Source organism: Bacillus daqingensis (assembly GCF_042654445.1).
GTDB lineage: Bacteria > Bacillota > Bacilli > Bacillales > Salisediminibacteriaceae > Alkalicoccus > Alkalicoccus luteus.
The window spans coordinates 550,732-569,053 of record NZ_JBHSGK010000003.1 but is presented as its reverse complement, the minus strand read 5'-3'; the positions used below and the strand labels follow the sequence as shown (position 1 = coordinate 569,053).

15 protein-coding genes and 1 riboswitch are annotated in these 18,322 nt (G+C 48.1%); of the genes, 8 read left to right on the top strand and 7 right to left on the bottom strand.

The annotated features are described in order from the left end of the window. From ectA to ACFO4L_RS04090, 6 genes are all read right to left on the bottom strand, one after another. Positions 1 to 525, bottom strand: coding sequence for a diaminobutyrate acetyltransferase (gene ectA / locus ACFO4L_RS04115; RefSeq protein ID WP_377908402.1), 525 nt, complete (start codon positions 523 to 525; stop codon positions 1 to 3). A 138-nt stretch (positions 526 to 663) separates the two neighbouring features. Further along, entirely contained in the window at positions 664 to 2,502 is a 1,839-nt protein-coding gene (typA, locus tag ACFO4L_RS04110; RefSeq protein ID WP_377908401.1) for a translational GTPase TypA, read from the bottom strand. Between the two features lie 107 nt (positions 2,503 to 2,609). After that, positions 2,610 to 3,869, bottom strand: a complete 1,260-nt coding sequence (locus ACFO4L_RS04105; RefSeq protein WP_377908400.1) for a glutamate-5-semialdehyde dehydrogenase — start codon at positions 3,867 to 3,869, stop codon at positions 2,610 to 2,612. Between the two features lie 37 nt (positions 3,870 to 3,906). Continuing rightward, entirely contained in the window at positions 3,907 to 4,968 is a 1,062-nt protein-coding gene (gene proB, locus ACFO4L_RS04100) for a glutamate 5-kinase (protein ID WP_377908399.1), read from the bottom strand. A 291-nt stretch (positions 4,969 to 5,259) separates the two neighbouring features. After that, positions 5,260 to 6,621 (bottom strand): PFL family protein, encoded by a 1,362-nt coding sequence (locus ACFO4L_RS04095; protein WP_377908398.1) that lies wholly within the window; start codon positions 6,619 to 6,621, stop codon positions 5,260 to 5,262. Positions 6,622 to 6,634: 13 nt separating this feature from the next. Then, complete coding sequence (locus ACFO4L_RS04090) at positions 6,635 to 6,910, bottom strand: ACT domain-containing protein (protein WP_377908397.1); 276 nt, start codon at positions 6,908 to 6,910, stop codon at positions 6,635 to 6,637. Between the two features lie 86 nt (positions 6,911 to 6,996). After that, positions 6,997 to 7,074: riboswitch (glycine riboswitch) on the bottom strand. A 197-nt stretch (positions 7,075 to 7,271) separates the two neighbouring features. On the opposite strand from ACFO4L_RS04090, the gene ACFO4L_RS04085 reads away from it, so the two are divergent. Continuing rightward, positions 7,272 to 8,276: a serine hydrolase domain-containing protein gene (locus ACFO4L_RS04085; protein ID WP_377908396.1), complete on the top strand. Its 1,005-nt coding sequence runs from the start codon at positions 7,272 to 7,274 to the stop codon at positions 8,274 to 8,276. A gap of 59 nt (positions 8,277 to 8,335) precedes the next feature. Here the strand turns inward: ACFO4L_RS04085 and ACFO4L_RS04080 are convergent, their stop codons facing one another. Next, on the bottom strand, positions 8,336 to 9,394 hold the full coding sequence (locus ACFO4L_RS04080; protein WP_377908395.1) for an acyltransferase family protein: 1,059 nt from the start codon (positions 9,392 to 9,394) through the stop codon (positions 8,336 to 8,338). Between the two features lie 106 nt (positions 9,395 to 9,500). Between ACFO4L_RS04080 and ACFO4L_RS04075 the strand changes: the two genes are divergently transcribed. From ACFO4L_RS04075 to ACFO4L_RS04045, 7 genes are all read left to right on the top strand, one after another. After that, positions 9,501 to 10,406, top strand: a complete 906-nt coding sequence (locus ACFO4L_RS04075; protein WP_377908394.1) for a DMT family transporter — start codon at positions 9,501 to 9,503, stop codon at positions 10,404 to 10,406. Between the two features lie 193 nt (positions 10,407 to 10,599). Further along, entirely contained in the window at positions 10,600 to 11,877 is a 1,278-nt protein-coding gene (locus ACFO4L_RS04070; RefSeq protein ID WP_377908392.1) for an ammonium transporter, read from the top strand. After that, entirely contained in the window at positions 11,877 to 12,827 is a 951-nt protein-coding gene (locus ACFO4L_RS04065) for a DUF294 nucleotidyltransferase-like domain-containing protein (RefSeq protein WP_377908391.1), read from the top strand. The genes ACFO4L_RS04070 and ACFO4L_RS04065 overlap by 1 nt, the downstream gene beginning before the upstream one ends. Continuing rightward, the gene (locus ACFO4L_RS04060) at positions 12,824 to 13,537 is read left to right on the top strand and encodes an exonuclease domain-containing protein (protein ID WP_377908390.1); all 714 of its coding nucleotides are present in this window, start codon (positions 12,824 to 12,826) and stop codon (positions 13,535 to 13,537) included. Before ACFO4L_RS04065 ends, ACFO4L_RS04060 begins: the two co-directional genes overlap by 4 nt. Positions 13,538 to 13,803: 266 nt before the next feature. Continuing rightward, on the top strand, positions 13,804 to 15,063 hold the full coding sequence (gene ilvA / locus ACFO4L_RS04055) for a threonine ammonia-lyase IlvA (RefSeq protein ID WP_377908388.1): 1,260 nt from the start codon (positions 13,804 to 13,806) through the stop codon (positions 15,061 to 15,063). Between the two features lie 105 nt (positions 15,064 to 15,168). Beyond that, the gene (locus ACFO4L_RS04050) at positions 15,169 to 16,026 is read left to right on the top strand and encodes a CvfB family protein (protein WP_377908386.1); all 858 of its coding nucleotides are present in this window, start codon (positions 15,169 to 15,171) and stop codon (positions 16,024 to 16,026) included. Positions 16,027 to 16,086: 60 nt separating this feature from the next. After that, entirely contained in the window at positions 16,087 to 18,231 is a 2,145-nt protein-coding gene (locus ACFO4L_RS04045; RefSeq protein ID WP_377908385.1) for a type IA DNA topoisomerase, read from the top strand. The last annotated feature ends 91 nt before the right edge of the window (positions 18,232 to 18,322 follow it).

The following is an 18,322-nucleotide window of genomic DNA, read 5'->3' as shown; positions in this document are numbered from 1 at the left end:
CTACTCGTCTCCTTTCAATTGGACAGACAAGGGCAGGGGACCGATTCGATAGGTATATTCTGTTGCTGCATCCCCCGGTAAGATCTCCTCCGGGAACGTTTCCCGTATCGCATAAGATGTTGAAAAAGAAGCTGCCAATTTTTTGAACAGAGCTTGTGAAGCCTTATTGTCTGCGGTAATAGTCGCCTCGACGTAGCGGACATCTTTACATTGGCTGCGCTGCAGAAGTTTTCGCAGCATGGTAAATGCCAGACCCTTTCCGCGTTGACCAGGGTCAACGCCGACCTGCCAAATAAACAGCACGTCCGTTTCATCAGGCTTAATGAATCCTGTTATGAATCCGACGACTTCTTCATTCTCAATGGCTGCTACACAAGTATCGGCAAAATACTCTGCCATCATGATGTACTTATACGCGGAATTAAGGTCCAGCGATGTTTTTTTCGCCAGCTCCCACATCCCGCTGCCGTGCGACCGGTCCGGTTTGACACAGCGAAGGGGAAGAGCAGTCGAGGAATCGTCCATATGAAGCCCCCTTTTCAATAAAAAGATTCGACAAAGATAGATTCCCTTTATTAAGTGAAACTAAGCCTCAATATGCAGGAGGGAAGGCGCAAAAAAGAACCCAGCTGATGACTCAGCTGGGTTCCTGTTTTTAAGTGACTAGTTTTTCGCTGCCAGCTTTTTACGTTTTTCTTCACGTTCGCGCATGCTCTTATCGAGCACTTTCTTTCTTAGCCGAATTGATTCCGGTGTAATTTCGCAGTACTCATCTTCATTTAGAAATTCAAGCGCTTCTTCAAGAGTGAGAACTCGAGGACGCTTCATCGTTACAGTCTGCTCCTTGGTAGCGGAGCGGATGTTCGTTTGCGCCTTCATCTTCGTGATGTTAACAGTCAGGTCGTTGTCGCGGTTATGCTCTCCGACAATCATGCCTTCGTATATATCTGTTCCAGGCTCAAGGAACAGGATACCGCGGTCTTCAACCTGCAGCATGCCATAGCCGGTTGATTTACCGGTTTCCATCGAAACGAGAACGCCTTGACGTCGCCCGCCGACATACCCTTTAGCAACAGGGCGGTAGCTGTCAAACGAATGGTTGATAATACCGTAGCCTTTTGTCTGAGACATAAACTCAGTAGAATAACCGATAAGCCCTCTCGAAGGTACGAGGAATTCGAGGCGGACCTGACCGTCTCCTTTATTGATCATGTTGAGCATTTCGCCTTTTCGCTCACCAAGAGATTCCATGACAGAACCGGTATAGTCTTCCGGCACGTCAACTTGAACGCTCTCAAACGGCTCGCAGTCAACACCGTCAACCTCTTTAATAATAACTTCAGGCTTGGATACCTGCAGTTCGTATCCTTCCCGTCTCATGTTTTCAATGAGGATGGAAAGATGAAGCTCACCACGGCCTGATACAGTCCAGGCGTCAGGGGAGGAGGTAGGATCAACGCGAAGGCTGACGTCGGTTTCCACCTGCGTAAGCAAACGTGCCTCGATTTTACGAGATGTGACATAATCACCCTCACGGCCGGCAAACGGGCTATTGTTTACGAGAAACGTCATTTGCAGCGTAGGCTCATCAATTCGCACGACTTCCAAGCGCTCCGGATTTTCAGGAGGGCAGATCGTATCACCGACCATAATATCTTCAATACCGGCTAGTGCAACGAGATCACCAGCTTCTGCAGATTGGATTTCCTCTTTCTTCAATCCGAAAAAGCCGAACATTTTCGTAATGCGGAATGATTTTTCCGAGCCGTCTTGTTTCAGGAGTTTAGCTTGGTCGCCGACTTTCATTGTACCTCGAAAGACGCGTCCGACACCGATCCGGCCAAGATAGTCATTATAATCAAGCATAGTTACTTGAAATTGGAAAGGTTCCGTTGTGTTATCAACCGGAGCCGGCACGTGTTCCGTGATTGCATGGAACACAGCGTCCATGCTTGGCTGCTGGTCCTCGGGAGTCATACTGGAAGTACCGTTGACAGCAGACGTATAAACGACCGGGAATTCAAGCTGATCTTCGTCTGCATCAAGCTCGATAAACAGATCAAGGACTTCGTCAACGACTTCATCCGGACGGGCCATAGGCCGGTCGATTTTATTTACCACTACGACAGGGGTAAGCTTCTGTTCCAGTGCCTTTTTCAGCACGAAACGTGTCTGGGGCATACAGCCTTCAAATGCATCTACGACTAGAAGAACGCCGTCCACCATTTTTAAAATCCGTTCAACTTCGCCGCCAAAATCAGCGTGTCCGGGCGTATCAAGAATATTAATACGCTTATCTTCAAATTTCACCGCTGTGTTTTTAGCGAGAATGGTGATTCCTCGTTCTTTCTCAATGTCATTGTTGTCCATTGCCCGTTCAGATACCTGTTCATGATCGCCGAAAGTGCCTGACTGTTTTAGCAGTTCGTCTACCAGCGTTGTTTTCCCGTGGTCAACGTGTGCAATAATGGCGATGTTCCGTAAATCGTTTCGTACTTTCATGCTTCGCATACGCTCCTGTCTTCGATAAGTTTACATCCGTACAAGTATAGCATAAAGAATGCGAAATAACACGTCGTACTTTTTCAGAAGTAGGAGGGCAAGCATAGTTAATAAGAAAGACTACCTTTACACTGTCCATTTCCTTCAACGAGATATTTTACGGTAGTCAGCGCCTGAAGTCCCATAGGACCGCGTGCATGGAGCTTTTGAGTGCTGATGCCTACTTCCGCCCCCAGGCCAAACTCGAAGCCGTCGGTGAATCTCGTAGAAGCATTATGGTAGAGCGTGCTGGCATCAACAGTTTGGAAAAAAAGGTCTTTTGCTTCCGGATTCTCAGTAATGATCGCTTCAGAGTGCTTCGTGCCCCATTTACTGATATGTGCGCATGCTTCATGCACGTCCTGAACAATTTTAATGGCCGCTGTCAGGTTTAAATATTCCGTCTCCCAATCTTCTTCTTGAGCAGCATACACTCGTTGGTCCAGTGAGGTTGTTGTTTCACAGCCTCTGAGTGTTACGCCGTGGCTGCTTAATGAATCAATGAGCTCAGCTAAGTGCTGTTCAGCCCAGGAAGCCTCGACCAGAAGTGTTTCAGCAGCGTTGCAAACAGATGGTCGCTGCACCTTTGCATCTACCGCTATTTTTCGTGCAAGCTCCGCATCCGCATCCTTATCAATGTAGACATGACAGTTGCCTGCACCAGTTTCAATAACCGGAACGTGTGATTCACGGACGACTTTATTAATGAGCTCTTTACCGCCTCTTGGAATGAGAACATCTATCCATTCAGAGGCCTCCATTAATTCTGTCGTGGCAGAGCGCTCTGGTGATTCAATCAGCTGCACGGCTTCTTGTGGAAGGGAGGAATTCTGCAAACCTCGTTGTATGGCCGCGGTAAGAGCTTTATTCGTGTTGATGGCTGATCTGCTGCCTCTCAGCAGGACAGCATTTCCCGTACGAAGTGCAAGAGCACTGATATCTGCGGTAACATTTGGGCGTGCTTCAAATACAGCCGCAATCACACCGAGCGGTACAGATACTTCCCGGATCGACAAACCGTTAGGCCGCGTCCAGCTGCGAAGCGTGGTGCCAAGCGGATCTTCTAATTCAGCAACAGAAGTCACGGCGTCCGCAAGATCTGCAAGCCTCGTATCGTTTATTTCGAGTCTGTCCAGGTAAGCAGCATCACGCCCGGCTTTTTCTGCTTCAGCGAGATCCAGTTTGTTCGCATGTAATATATGTTCCTGCTGCTCCAAAAGGACAGCAGCAATGGCATGCAGCAAGTTTTGACGCTGCTGATCGGAAGTGGTGCTCAGCTTTATCGATGCCTGGCGAGCTGCAGGAGCTTTACGTTCTACTTCTGTCATAATACGTCTCTCCTTTATAAGGAATTAAAATAATGTATCAGCTGAAAGAAACCCATTCGTCCCGGTGCACAGCAATTGCTGCTTCGCTGTTCGTATCAGCCAATTGCATATGATCAATGAGCACACGGCCTCTGCCTATTTTTCGCGATCCGGCATATACATCGACGATGTCCCCTCTGAAAAAGTCACCTTCGATTCTGCTGATGCCGACAGTCAGCAGGCTGGCACCGCGGTTTAGAACAGCATCAGCAGCTCCTTCGTCGACAAAAAGAGAGCCCGACGCTGAAGCGTGATAAGCGATCCACTGTCGGCGGGTCCGCATAACGCGGCTGGACTTGCGGCGGATGTAGGTACCGGTTCCATTTCCTTCGCTTGCCTGAATCAATTCTTCTGTACTGCTCAATGTGCCGACATACGCCTCCACTCCTGTATCAGCAGCGGCGCGGCATGCCGACAGCTTTGTACCGATGCCGCCGGTTCCAAGCGCAGATCGGGACGGTGCACGTAAAAGCTGTTCTGGAATGGTTTGGAGTTCGTCGTATTTGAATGCTTCAGGATCTTCCTTGGGATCTGCTGAATATACACCGTCTGCATCGGTAAGCAGCATGAGCAGATCAGCGTGCATCGCACCACTTACCAGGGCGCTAAGCATGTCGTTGTCTCCGAAGGTCAGTTCATCAACAGCCGTGGAATCATTTTCGTTCAGAATAGGAAGGATTTTTCTGCTCAAGAGCTCTTCGATTGCTGCATGAAGATTCTGAAAGTGCTTTTCCTCTGTAAAATCCGAGCGTGTCACTAATAGCTGGGCAGGGATGATATTGTAATGCTGGAGCTGGAACCGGTAATGCTGCATTAAAAGTGCCTGGCCAGCTGCAGCAGCAGCTTGTCGTGCCCGGACGGTTGCAGGTCTGGAGGCATAGCCTATATCCCGGAAACCGGCCGCTACTGCTCCGGATGAAACGATGAGCAGCTCATGTCCTGCATGCCGAAGTCCAGCGATTGCGTGACAGAAAGCAGCCATTTTGACAGGGGAGAGCGTGCCATCTCCTTCTGTTAATGAGCTGGAGCCTATTTTAAGTACAATACGTTTTCGTTGCATCTTAGCTGACATCCTTTCCGGTACAAACAGCAGAGACCCCCGTCCTGAAAAAGGACGGGGGCCTCCCGCGGTACCACCTTTATTGGTCTTTACAGACCCTGCTTTCCAGTTTCTTATGAGGTTGTCCGTTCCGAGCAGGTTCAGACTCATCGCACCCTGCACTTCTTTCAGCCGTGAAAGTGCTCTCTGCTAAGGGGGAGAGGAGGCATACTTATCTCAAACGGGAATGATTAAGATATATTATTCAGAAAAATTGGATATCTGTCAATAACCTTTGCAGAAAAGGTGCCGTTAATTGATAAGAGATTGAAGAGGGGCAGGGATTCGGCCTCCGCGCTGCATCATTTTATCTGACTTAAATGGATTCAGGCCCATCACCGGAGCACGTCCTAAGAGACCGCCAAACTCGATCATATCTCCTTCTTTCGCCCCCGGTACAGGAATGACCCGAACAGCAGTCGTTTTCTTGTTGATCATCCCGATTGCCATTTCATCCGCGATTAATCCGGAAAGAGAAGCGGCTTCTACGTTACCGGGAACAGCAATCATATCGAGACCGACAGAACATACGCTCGTCATGCCTTCTAATTTGTCTAGAGAGAGCGCTCCATCCTGAACACCCTTGATCATTCCGTTATCTTCTGAAACCGGTATAAAGGCGCCGGAAAGACCGCCTACATAAGAGCTTGCCATCGCACCGCCCTTTTTTACAGCGTCATTCATCATGGCAAGTGCTGCAATCGTTCCATGGGTGCCGACGCGCTCCAGTCCAATTTCCTCCAAAATTTCAGCTACGGAATCATTGGCAGCATTTGTCGGAGCGAGTGAAAGATCCATGATCCCAAAAGGGACCCCAAGCCGGTCAGCGGCTTCTCTTGCCATCAGTTCACCGGCTCTCGTAATTTTAAATGCTGTTCGTTTAATAATGTCAGATACCTCGCCGAGGTCGGCATCCGGGTGCCGCTTTAACGCGTGAAGCACGACTCCAGGACCGCTTACACCAACATTCAGCACTTTATCTGCTTCGCCAGTACCGTGAAAAGCACCGGCCATAAATGGATTGTCTTCCACGGGGTTGCAGAATACGACAAATTTGGCATTGGCGAGGCCACTGTTGTCGGCGGAAAGATCAGCAGCCCGCTTAATGATGTGTCCTAACCTTGATACAGCATCCATATTAATGCCCGCTTTCGTTGTAGCGGCAGACACAGAGGCGCAAACGCGTTCCGTCGTGCTAAGTGCTTCCGGGAGGGCTTCAAGCAGCACCGCATCGCCTTTGGAAATGCCCTTATGGACCATTGCGGAAAATCCGCCGATGAAGTCTACACCTGTATCGCGTGCTGCTGCATCCAGCGTTTCTGCCAGTTTGATCGCGTCTTCTTTTGAGGCTCCGCCAAGAAGCAGCGAGCAGGGCGTCACAGAAATTCGTTTATTCGCAATAGGAATGCCGTATTCCTGTGAAATATTGTCCGCCGTTTGGGTGAGGGTGGCAGCTGACGTTGTTATTTTGTTATAGACATTGGCACGCATAGCTTCCTGTGAATCTCCTGCACAGTCCATCAAGTTTATGCCTAGCGTAATAGTGCGGATATCAAGCTCTTCCATTCGCACCATTCTGATTGTTTCCTGAATTTCATTGAAGCCGATATTCATGACAGGGTCCTCCTTAAATTCTGTGCATATGCTTAAACAGATCTTCACGCTGAATATGAATAGTCAGACCGAGTTTTTTAGCTGTCTGTTCCAAAGCTGCTTCAATTTCTTGCATTGATGCTGTCTTCGACAAGTCTACGAGCATCATCATCGTGAAAAAATCCTGCAGGATCGTTTGGGAAATATCGAGTACGTTAATTTTATGCTCCTTCAGCACAGCGGTGACATCAGCAATAATGCCAACTTGATCTTTACCTACGACACTAATGACGGCGCGGGTTGATTCCATGATAAACATCCTTTCTGCTTTTCAGTCTAACTGCATCAAAAAAGCCGGCAAAATGCCGGCATTAACATACAAACCGCCTCCTGGCAGCTGTATCTTCTGTCCGGGTGCCTGAGATTGTGAACCCTTCGGCGCTGCCAGCCGGCAGTCTCTCCAGAAGCTGCTCCAGCTGTAGTAACCCCACAGCCTTCGTTGCAACGTATTAACAGATGATAATAAACCTATCAGGCCCCCGCTTATTCGTCAAGGACTGCGTATTCTGGTATATTTAAGAAACACGATGTCAGGCAGAGGAATGATAGGGTTGTTCAATCAGATAATTGCCGCTCTCACGATCATCATCGCTGTATTGGTGGGATTATTTATGTACGTATATTATTCAATCGAAGAAGGAGCAGAGTCAACCTGGGAGTATCACGATTCTGTTGAGGAAGCAGGTTTCAGCAGAGAGGCGCTCGATCAGGCAAGAATTTATTACGATTCGATTAACAGCACCTCGCTAATGGTGATTTCTGAGGGGAAAGTGCTGTTAAGCTGGGGAGATGTAACGAAGAATACGAATGCGCACTCTGTCCGTAAAAGCTTTCTATCAGCTTTGTTCGGAATTGAAATTGATCGAGGAAATGCTGCTCTGACTGATACGCTCGAGCAGCTGGAAATCGATGATCAGCCTCCGCTTACGACAATTGAAAGACAGGCGCAGCTGTCGCATTTGATGTCTTCGAGCTCTGGAGTATACCTGCCTGCAGGAGAAGAATCCTGGGGAATGCGCTTTGCAAGGCCATCCCGGGGGAGTCATCTTCCTGGAGAGTTTTATTATTACAATAATTGGGATTTTAATGTTCTTGGGACGATTTACAACGCTATTCCCGAACGTGATGTGTTTGCAGATTTCAATGACCGCATTGCGGAACCGCTCGGAATGGAAGATTTTGATCTGGCCAATACTAATTATAAATATGAGAACCGCCGGTCACGTCATCCCTCATACTTATTTCAGCTCTCAGCAAGAGATATGGCACGATTCGGTCAGCTTTACTTGCAGAAGGGGGAGTGGAATGGAGAGCAGATTGTTCCGCAATGGTGGATCGAGGAAAGCACGTCTGTTCAAAAAGAAGTACCTTCCAATACGGTGTTTGACTACGGCTATTTATGGTGGACGGCTTCTGTTCCTCCTTACAGCGATTACAACATGTACTCTGCAGTGGGGCGCTACGGCCAATCGATTGATATTATTCCAGAGCTGGATCTCGTTTTTGTGCACAGGGTCGACAGCAACAGATTGGCGTTTCAGCTGACACGAAGTACGGTCAACGACTTGCAGCGTTTGCAGCTGCTTCAGCTCGTGCTTGATGCCAGGCGGTCTTAAACGCACGAACGCGCAAGAAAAAATCCCTTCAGGCTGCACGTGCAGCCTGAAGGGGATTTTTATTGAGGTGATTTATATGGAGCACCGATTTGACCAATGATCATGTATCCGTATTTCCATTTGTTCATCATTATAATGGTTGCGATGGAAGCTGTCAGGCTGAAAATAAATAAAATGATAATGTAAAAGAAGCCGATTGGCAGCGGGTACAGCTGAAATAGAAAATCAAGCAGAAAAATATAAAAATAGTGAAGCAGATAAATGCCAAATGAATAGCGGCTGATAAATTCAAGGAACGGCGGCAGTGCTTTCAATGTAGATGTAATATAAAACAGAAAGAAGCTGCACATCAGCGTATGAATCAAGATATCGGTCCTTTTTGAGCTGTGCACGGTGAGAATCCCCGAATGATAGAAAAATAAAAGCATCGCACTCGTTAACACAGGTCCAATGATGAACAGCACCCGCCATGAGCGGATAAAAGCGGAAAAGCGTTCAAAGTGCATCCCGGCATAGTAACCTACCGCAAAATAAAACACCCATCCAAACATTGGCACCCAGTAAAATCGCTCCCAAATGTACTCGCCGTACAGAAGACCTTCAGGCGGAGAAGAGTAATTAAAAAAAAGTAAATAAGCGGCGTTAATACCGAAGGCGACTGGAAGCACGATAGATGGTTTCCATCGCTTCAGTCTGGAGTGAAGCAAATAATGGACCAAATAAAATTGAAAAATAATTAGGATGAAGTAGCCGTGGTAATCACCGACAACGATATTCAAGGCGACTTTTGTAAAGCCTGTCTGAATCCCTTGGGCGAAAAAAGGCAGTGCATAAAAAATGCCCATCACTACGAATGGAATTAAGATGAAGCGTAGCCGTTTCTTCAGGAAATAATCCGGAAGCTCCCGGTTCCGGTACGAATATGCAATTAAAAACTCGGATATAAAAATGAACATCGGCGTACCATAGTACAAAATCATTTGAATGGAATCAAAAAAAATGGCAGAAAGTTCTCCCATTTCACGGATTGTCATGGAATCGATGCCTATGAAAATACTGTGAAGAAGAACGATACTTAAACAACCGATGCTCCGCAGTACGAAGATTTCCTTAATCATGTCTGCGGGCCCCTTTCCTGCGAACGTCATGTGTCAGCTTATAACATATCATATTTATTCCGGCAGCGTCATCCGTCTCTGCCGGTCGTAACTGGAGGGAAGAAGATTGAAGCATTTTTCCGTTTACGCAACACTCATGTTCGTCATGATCGTGTGGGGGTTGAATGTCGTAGCAGTGAAATACCTGGTAGACGTCATGCACCCTGTTCAAATGCAAGGAGTTAGAATTGGAGCGGCCGGAATTGCTGCGCTCGCTATTCTATACGTATTAAAAGAGTTGAAGAAGCCGAATCGAAAAGAAATCCTTCTGATTGGAGCAGCGGCTTTATTTGGTCAAGTGCTGCACCATTCTCTATTGGCGTGGGGATTGCTAAATACAACTGCTGGCAATGCCTCCTTAATACTCGGACTCATCCCGGTTACTACCGCTGTTTTTGCAGCAGTTCTGCTGCGTGAGCGGCTGAACCTTCTCCGTATAGTGGGTATTCTTATAGGGTTTTCAGGCGTGATGCTGATCATTATTCCGTCTAACGAAGCATTGAGTGCTGCAGCCGGCGGCGACCTGCTGATCTTTCTTTCTATGATCTCCCAGGCATTCTCTTTCATTTTAATTCGACAAGCATCGATATCTCTTCCGGCTGGTGCGATGACTGCGTATATGCTCTTGGCAGGTTCGATTGTTCTGATCGGGCTCAGCTTTATAACAGGAGGGGGAGAAACAGTTTTTCAACCTCATACTGCAGCTGTCTGGACCGTGTTTTTCAGTTCTGCTCTGCTGGCTACAGGTGCCGGTCACATCTTATTTAACCGGGCTATTCAAAAAATAGGCCCTTCCCAGACGGCGGTGTTTAACAATTTCGTTCCATTTTTCGCGTTGGGCGGCTCTTGGCTTTTTTTAGGAGAAACGATTACGGTCTATCAGGGTGCCAGCTTTTTGCTCATCGTTATAGGAGTATTACTCGGAACAGAGTATGCAGAATACCAGTATAAAAAGTATAAATATGCGAATTGAGGTGATCGCAGACAGAGAGCGCTTACACGACTGGAGGCCGTACATTTCCTTGTCTGTCACTTATAAATGTCCGTGAAATACCATGTTATATTATCTGACATTTTCGTTGTGTCAGAAAATTCCGGCGCTATACTGAGGTACATAGCTGTTGGCACATTAGCTGACAGAAATAAACTCAGGGAGTGTGAATGGGATGGACGAATTGTTTCTCATGAATAATGTATGGATTATCGTATGCTTTGCTCTAGTCCTGCTGATGCAGGGGGGATTCATACTTCTCGAGGCCGGATCGACGAGAATGAAAAACGCCGGGCATATTGCCGGTAAAACGATTTTTACAGTGGGGATTGCATCACTTGTTTTCTGGGCAGTCGGGTACGGTTTTATTTACGGGGAAGGCAACTTGTTTATCGGAATGTCTGATTTCTTCTATGGTGATTTTGAATCTACCGTAGATGGCCTTGCCGGATCTGTTGACTTTATCTTTCAGCTGGCATTTGCAGCCATCGCGCTGACGATCGCATTTGGCGGATTTGCAGAACGTGCGAAATTATCTGTTTATATTCTATTTGCTATCGCATTTTCCGCATTCATTTACCCGGTCGTCGCGCACTGGATCTGGGGAGACGGGTGGCTTGCGGGACTTGGCAAACAGGACTTCGCTGGATCTACAGTCGTGCACTTAACTGGTGCTATGGCGGCACTTGCAGCAACGATTATCTTAAAGCCGCGTATCGGGAAATTCAACAGCGACGGCACATCCAACAATCTTGCTGGTCACAACCAGGTGTATACAGCTCTTGGTGTGCTGATTCTCTGGGTAGGCTGGTTTGGATTTAACGGCGGATCTACGCTTGGCGTGGATGGTGCATTTTTCGGATACGTCGCGCTTACAACTCAGCTTGCAGCAGCAGCGGGTGCGATTGCAGCAATGTTTATCGTTTCTGCGATGACTGGAAGAAATGATATTCCGACGATGTTAAATGGTGCGCTCGCCGGACTCGTGGCTATCACTGCTTCAACGGCATTTGTCGCCCCTTGGGCCGCCGTTATTATCGGTGTAATCGCCGGCTTGATTGTACATTTCAGTATGGTGTTTTTTGACAAAGCAAAAATTGATGATCCGATCTTTGCTCTTTCTGTTCACGGTGTTGCAGGTATTTGGGGAACTCTTTCAACCGGATTTTTCGCCACTCCTGATCTCGCGGCGATGAACGGCGGCCTTCCGGGATTGTTTTACGGTGGTGGTCTGACTCAGCTTGGTGTTCAATTCACAGGGGTAGCTGTTTCAGGACTGTACGCATTTGCAGTTGCTTTCATTATTTTGAAGGTGCTGGACAAGGTGCTTGGCGGCCTGCGCGTATCTGAAGAGGAAGAGCTTGTGGGTCTTGATATGAGTGAGCACGGCAGCTACGGTTATCCGGAGAACATGGAGAAGGCATCAGAAACCGTGAAGAAGCACGGTGCCTGATGGAGCAAATAACCGCTTCAAATAATCCGTTCCTGCAGGGAATTTCCCTGCAGGATCCTTCCGTTTCCTGGGAGGAAGTAAACGTATGGCACGACCGACGGATAGAGCAGCTGTTTAAGGAACAACTTTGCCTATTCGAAGACGATCATGGCCCGCTTCCTTCCCCGTGCTCATTTTATGTGATGGGCAGTGCAGGGAGAGGCGAACAGGCAGCCTTCAGCGATCAGGATCACGGGATATTGTATGAAGGAAAGAACGATAGCGATGCTTTTTTGAAGCTTGGTGAACGCGTAGCAGAAGCGCTCTATCACGCGGGGTATCCGTACTGCGAAGGCAAGGTGATGAGCAGCAATCCGCTCTGGTGCAAAAATCTGCCCTCTATGGAAGCGCAGCTGTCGACATGGCTGGATCAGCCCGATTGGGAGGCTGTCCGGTATTTAATGATTTTCATGGACGCGAGGACGTTATCGGGATCGGCTCATGCTGAAAAAATGAAGCAGATCATTACCGATTCTGTTCGCTTCAGGCCTGAGCTGATGGATCGAATTATTGATAACACAAGCTTTCGGCAAAAGCGTCGAAATATGTTCGGTCAAGTTATAACGGATTCCAAAGGGAATATCAATTATAAGGAATCGATTCTATTTCCTTTTGTACACGCTGCCCGTATAGGCGCGGTGTTTGAAAAAGTAAACGAGCAGCATACGCCCGCCAGGCTGCGTGCGCTGCCGCCAGCATTAAACGGTGAAGCCGCAGCGCGGGTTTTTGAAGAGGCACTTTCATTTCGCCAGCAGCACGTAGCGCAAGAAGACTCGTACGAAACGATTCATTTGCTTAACATGAAAAGCTTAAAGAATGAAGAAAAAGAGAAAGTAAAGCAGTTTATGAAAGAAGGAAAGCGGCTCTATCGGAACGTAACGGCGTATTACAGAAAGCGTGATAACGGATGAACATGCTGGACAGATGGAGACGTTCGCTCGGCGCACTTGCTGGTGGAGCTGTCTATGATCACAAGGGAGGAAGCAGCGCCGGAGCTGCGGCTTATGCGAGACAGCTTGAGCGGGACCGCCGTGATCATAAAGAGCTGACGATCCCGCTTCAGGAGCTGCCAGTAACTGTAGTAGACCTGGAAACGACCGGTTTTTCACCAGCTAAAGGAGACAAGATTCTGTCTATTGGAGCGGTCAGAGTGGAAAAGGGGCAGCGAACCTCCTTTTATTCACCAATTTTTACTGAAAACCCGCCTGAGCCTGTGTTAAAACTGACTGGATTGACCAAGCAGGAGCTGATAGACGCACCGCCAGCTGCGGAAGTGGTAAAGGATTTCCTGTCGTTTTCAGCGGAAAGTACGCTAGTAGCGCACCATTCAGCGCATGAGAAAGCCTTTTTAAATCATACGCTATGGAAGCTTTACCGAATGAAGCTTTCAAGGCGTATCGTCGATACGAGATTCGCAGTACTGCATATCCATGAACTTGAACACGCAGTAACACTTGAGGAGTTTTGCCGCTACTTTGATGTAGTGCCTGAAGGTCGGCATCACGCTTTACTAGATGCAAAAGCAGCGGCCGATATCTGGACTGAGGCGTGCTCATCCTGTATGCAGAACGGCATCTATACATTAGCTGATATGTATAAGGAAGCTGCAGCTAAAACTTAATTACGTATCCAGCAGCTCACTTGGCAGCCGGTGTTCCGATTATTTCGGACACCGGCTGCTTTCATAGCAGCTTCCCGCAATATTAATCGAAAAACGGGTCGGACGTCTTCCGTTTTCTTCATATTTTGCAAAGGTAAAGGAGAGTATTCAAGCAGAGAGCGCTTACATATGCGATTGATTGAAATAGTTACAGCAACGCTGTTTTCTCCAGCGGCTTCCTGTGATAAGATTAGTCATAATATTTTGAACGAAGAGGAGCTTCTGCCATGGAAAAGACCGAACAGAGCGTGCAGGTGAAAGATATTTTGGTGGCGCATCAAGCGTTGAAGGATGTAGTGGTGAAAACGCCTCTTCAGCGGGATGCTATTCTTTCTGATAAATATGAAGCAGATGTTTATCTGAAACGGGAAGATCTCCAAGTCGTCCGGTCGTTTAAACTGCGCGGTGCCTACAATTTAATGCAGGGACTATCCGAGCAGGAGCTGCAGCGGGGAGTCGTTTGTGCAAGTGCGGGTAACCACGCGCAGGGTGTCGCATACTCCTGTAAAGCACTCGGCGTGCGTGGGAAAATTTTTATGCCGTCTACAACGCCACGTCAAAAAGTGTCGAGAGTCGAGTTTTTCGGCGAGCCGTTTGTGGATGTTGTGCTCACAGGTGATACGTTCGACGATGCATATGCCGCCGCAGATCAGCTCAGACAGGAAGAGGATATGACATTTATCCATCCATTCGACGACGTCCGGACCATCGCAGGCCAAGGCACGGTAGGAATGGAAATTTTAGAAGACATTGACGTTCCAGTTTCCCACGTATTTATGGGAATCGGCGGAGGAGGTCTCGTTTCAGGTGTCGGCACCTACTTTAAAGAGATTTCCCCTTCTACTAAAATTATTGGCGTAGAGCCTGCCGGTGCTCCCGGTATGAAGACGTCGCTGGAACGAGGAGCGGTTACGTCGCTCGCTAAAATCAACAAATTTGTGGACGGTGCAGCTGTCAAAACAGTCGGTTCGATTACGTACGATATCTCGAAGCGGATTGTAGACCGTATTTCGCTGGTAGAGGAAGGTCATGTTTGTTCTACCATGCTCAATCTATACAACGAGAATGCGATCGTAGCAGAGCCTGCCGGCGCCCTTTCTATCGCGGCACTGGACGAGTATCGTGATGAAATCCGGGGCAAGGCCGTTGTATGTGTCGTCAGCGGCGGTAACAACGACATTGACCGTATGCAGGAAGTGAAAGAGCGTTCGATGATCCATCAGGGGCTCAAGCATTATTTTATCGTCAACTTCCCGCAGCGAGCCGGTGCTCTTCGCGAATTTCTTATTGATGTGCTCGGGCCGACTGATGATATCACCCGGTTTGAATACACGAAGAAGAATAATCGTGATAAAGGACCGGTATTGTGTGGAATTGAATTAAAATATCGGGAAGATTACAGTTCACTTATTGACAGAATGGACAAAAAAGGGTTTGCTTATATAGAAATCAATAAAGATGAAGATCTGTTTAATCTGCTTATTTAATTGGAACGTCAGGAAAGAGCCGGTGCTTCTGCGACGCTAGTTCGCGAAATTTGGCTCTTTTCTTTTTGCGTTCACGCAGCAATCAGACTTTACAGGAGGCCAATTATGAATCAGCAACCGATATCCGGATCCGTCCATAACGCGGAATTTGTCCGGCATACGAAACAAGGGGTATTCGTGTCAGCGGGGGGTCAGGAATTTTTGCTTCCTGAAGCAGAAATTACAGGACCGGTAGGTAAAGAAGTACGCATTTTTGTTTACGAAACGAAGGCGGGCAAACTGCAGGCCACGATGAATATCCCAACGATTACGACAGAAGCCTATGACTGGGCTTACGTCGTATCAGCGATCGATGCCGGCGTATTTGTGCACATCGGGCTTGAAAAAGACATTCTCGTATCAAAGGATGATCTCCCGGAAGATAAAACGCGCTGGCCGGCAAAAGGGGATAAGCTGTTTGTCTGTCTCGGACACGACCGTAAAGGACGCTTAAAAGCGCTGCCTGTCTATGAAGCAGTGATCGATGCTGAGCGTGATAAAGCAGACCGTAAATGGTACGGTACAACGGTAAAGGGGCACGTGTATTCCATCAAAGAAGCAGGCTGTGCAATGGTGACAGAGGAAGGTGTGCGGGCATTTATTCATGACAGCCAGCTTGTGTTTGCCCCTCGTTTAGGCCAGCTTTTAGAAGCTCGCGTCATCGACGTTAAAGAAGATGGCACAATTAATGTAACGCTTCGTGATGAACGCACCGCTGCTCAGGCAAAGGATGCTGAAAAAATAATGGAGATCCTGGAACAGCGGGGCGGTCAAATGCCGTTCACCGATAAATCGACTCCGGCAGAAATTGAAGCTGCTTTTGGGATGAGTAAAGCGGCATTTAAACGCGGTCTTGGTAAACTGATGAAAGAAGAGCGGATTACTCAGACTCCCGGACTTACTGAAAAACGATCGGATTCGTAACCTTGCGCATGCCCCCGTTCATCGGTATACTAATGTCAAACGTACGTTCGGGAGGCGCCTATGTATTTAATTATTGCAGAGAAGCCGGATCAGGCTTCCAAACTCGCTGCACCATTTAAGCCGGTTCGTCAGAAGGACCATCTGCTCTTGCCACCCTCTCCGGAATTTCCGGAGGGGGCAGCTGTCGTATGGGCTCTGGGTCATTTGGTCGAACCGATTCCGCCGGACGGATACCGAAGCGACTGGAAGCGGTGGTCGCTTCAGACGCTTCCTATGATTCCGGAGAGATTCGAATACAAAGTGAAACGCTTTAAAGAATTTCGAGTAATTGAACGATTTGTGCGCCGGTCTGATATCTCGCTGATTATTCATGCAGGAGATGCAGAACGGGAGGGGGAAGCGATCATCCGTCTCATTCTTGATCAAATTAGTGTAAAAAAACCGTTGAAACGGCTTTGGGTGCAGTCACTCACTCCAGGAGCTGTCCGTCAGGCGTTTAAGCAGCTGACGGATGACCAGGAAACCTATCCGCTGTATGAAGAAGCTGTCAGCAGAGCCTATGCGGACTGGCTTGTCGGAATGAACGCCTCGAGGCTGTATACGCTGCTGTTCCAACAGTCCGGTTCGACGGACGTATTCTCACTTGGAAGGGTGCAGACGCCTGTCCTTTGTATGATAGACGAGCGTGAGAAAGAAATGGAATCGTTTCAGCAGGAAACGTACTGGGAAGTGGAAGCGTGTTTTCAGGCAGCCGCAGGTTCGTACCGGGGCCGCTTGAAAACGAAGGATGGAAGCTATGCATTTTCAAACCAACAGCAAGCTGAGACAGAAGCTTCTGCAGATCGTGGAGCAACTGGCAGAGTAACCAAGCTTGAAGAAAAACAGAAGCGTATCCCCCATCCTCTCCTTTATACGCTTTCCTCACTGCAGGCTGAGGCAAATAAGGCATTTAAATTTGCACCTAAAAAGACGCTGGATACAGCTCAGCGGCTGTATACGAAAGGTCATATTTCTTATCCGCGGACGGATTCTCCCTATTTGCCTGCAGAAGAAGCGGAAACCGTTAAAAAAGCTGCCGTTCAGCTGGAACAACAATCAAACTATGCAGCTTATTTCCCGCTTCCGTTAAAAAGCCTGCGGTCGAACAAGCGCTGTGTTAAACCGGAAAAGGTTACGGATCACTACGCCATTATCCCGACAGAAGAAGTGCCAGGGCCCGATAAGCTTTCTCCTGATGAACGCAAGCTCTACGATATGATCGTGAAGCGGGTGCTGGCTGCGCACTATCCGCCACGGCTTTCTGACACCAAGAAAGTGGAGACGACCGTTTCCAGTCAAGCTGTATATGCTTCCAGCTTTGAAACGATTATCGATGAAGGCTGGCGCAAGGTGCTGCCTGTGAAATCGCAGGATCGCAGCGGCCCGCCGCTCCAGAAAAACGAAGAGGTACAGGTTGAGAGCGTAGAAACAGTTGAAAAACAGACGCAGCCCCCTAAACGCTACACAGAAGGTGATTTGATCACGTTAATGAAAACATGCGGGAAACTGCTGAGCGCAGAAGACGCGTCTGTTTTAAAGGAGACTGAGGGAATCGGCACAGAGGCCACGAGAGCAGGGATCATTCAGACGTTGAAGCAGCGGGGCTATATTCACGTCAGTCAAAATAATGTGTATGTCGACGATAAGGGGCGGGCGCTGGCCGCTGCGGTAGCTGGAACGCTTCTTGCCTCACCCGAAATGACAGCAAAGTGGGAAAAACGATTAAAAGAAATTGGCGCAGCTGAAAAAGGGTCTGCCTATTTCATTGAGCAGGTGACTGCTTTTGTACGCCACCTTGTTGAGACGGTGCCGAAACAGGCGGAACGTCATCCCTTTCCAAAAGCAGGCTCAAAGCGGACTGCTAAAAAAACAGCTAAAAAACCGGCCGGAGCTGGTGCATGCCCGCTCTGCGGCGGAGCCGCCCTTGATTACGGCGCATTTGTCGGCTGTTCAAACTTTAAAAAAAGCAACTGTACGTTTACGATCTCCAAAACCATTCTTCAGAAATCTATCCCTAGAGCACAGATTAAAAAGCTGCTCAGTTCCGGGAGCACGGACTTGATCAAAGGATTTAAGCGAGGAGAAACGACCTTTCAGGCCCGTTTGACGTGGAACAACAAACAGCAGAAAATCCAGTTTGATACAGTGCCGGATACTCAAAAATAAACGGATTTGCATTTCCGGCACATTAATAGGTGAAATAGAAGCTCGTTTCTGATTTAATAGAAACTGGAAAAGGTTTATTACGTTTTGATAG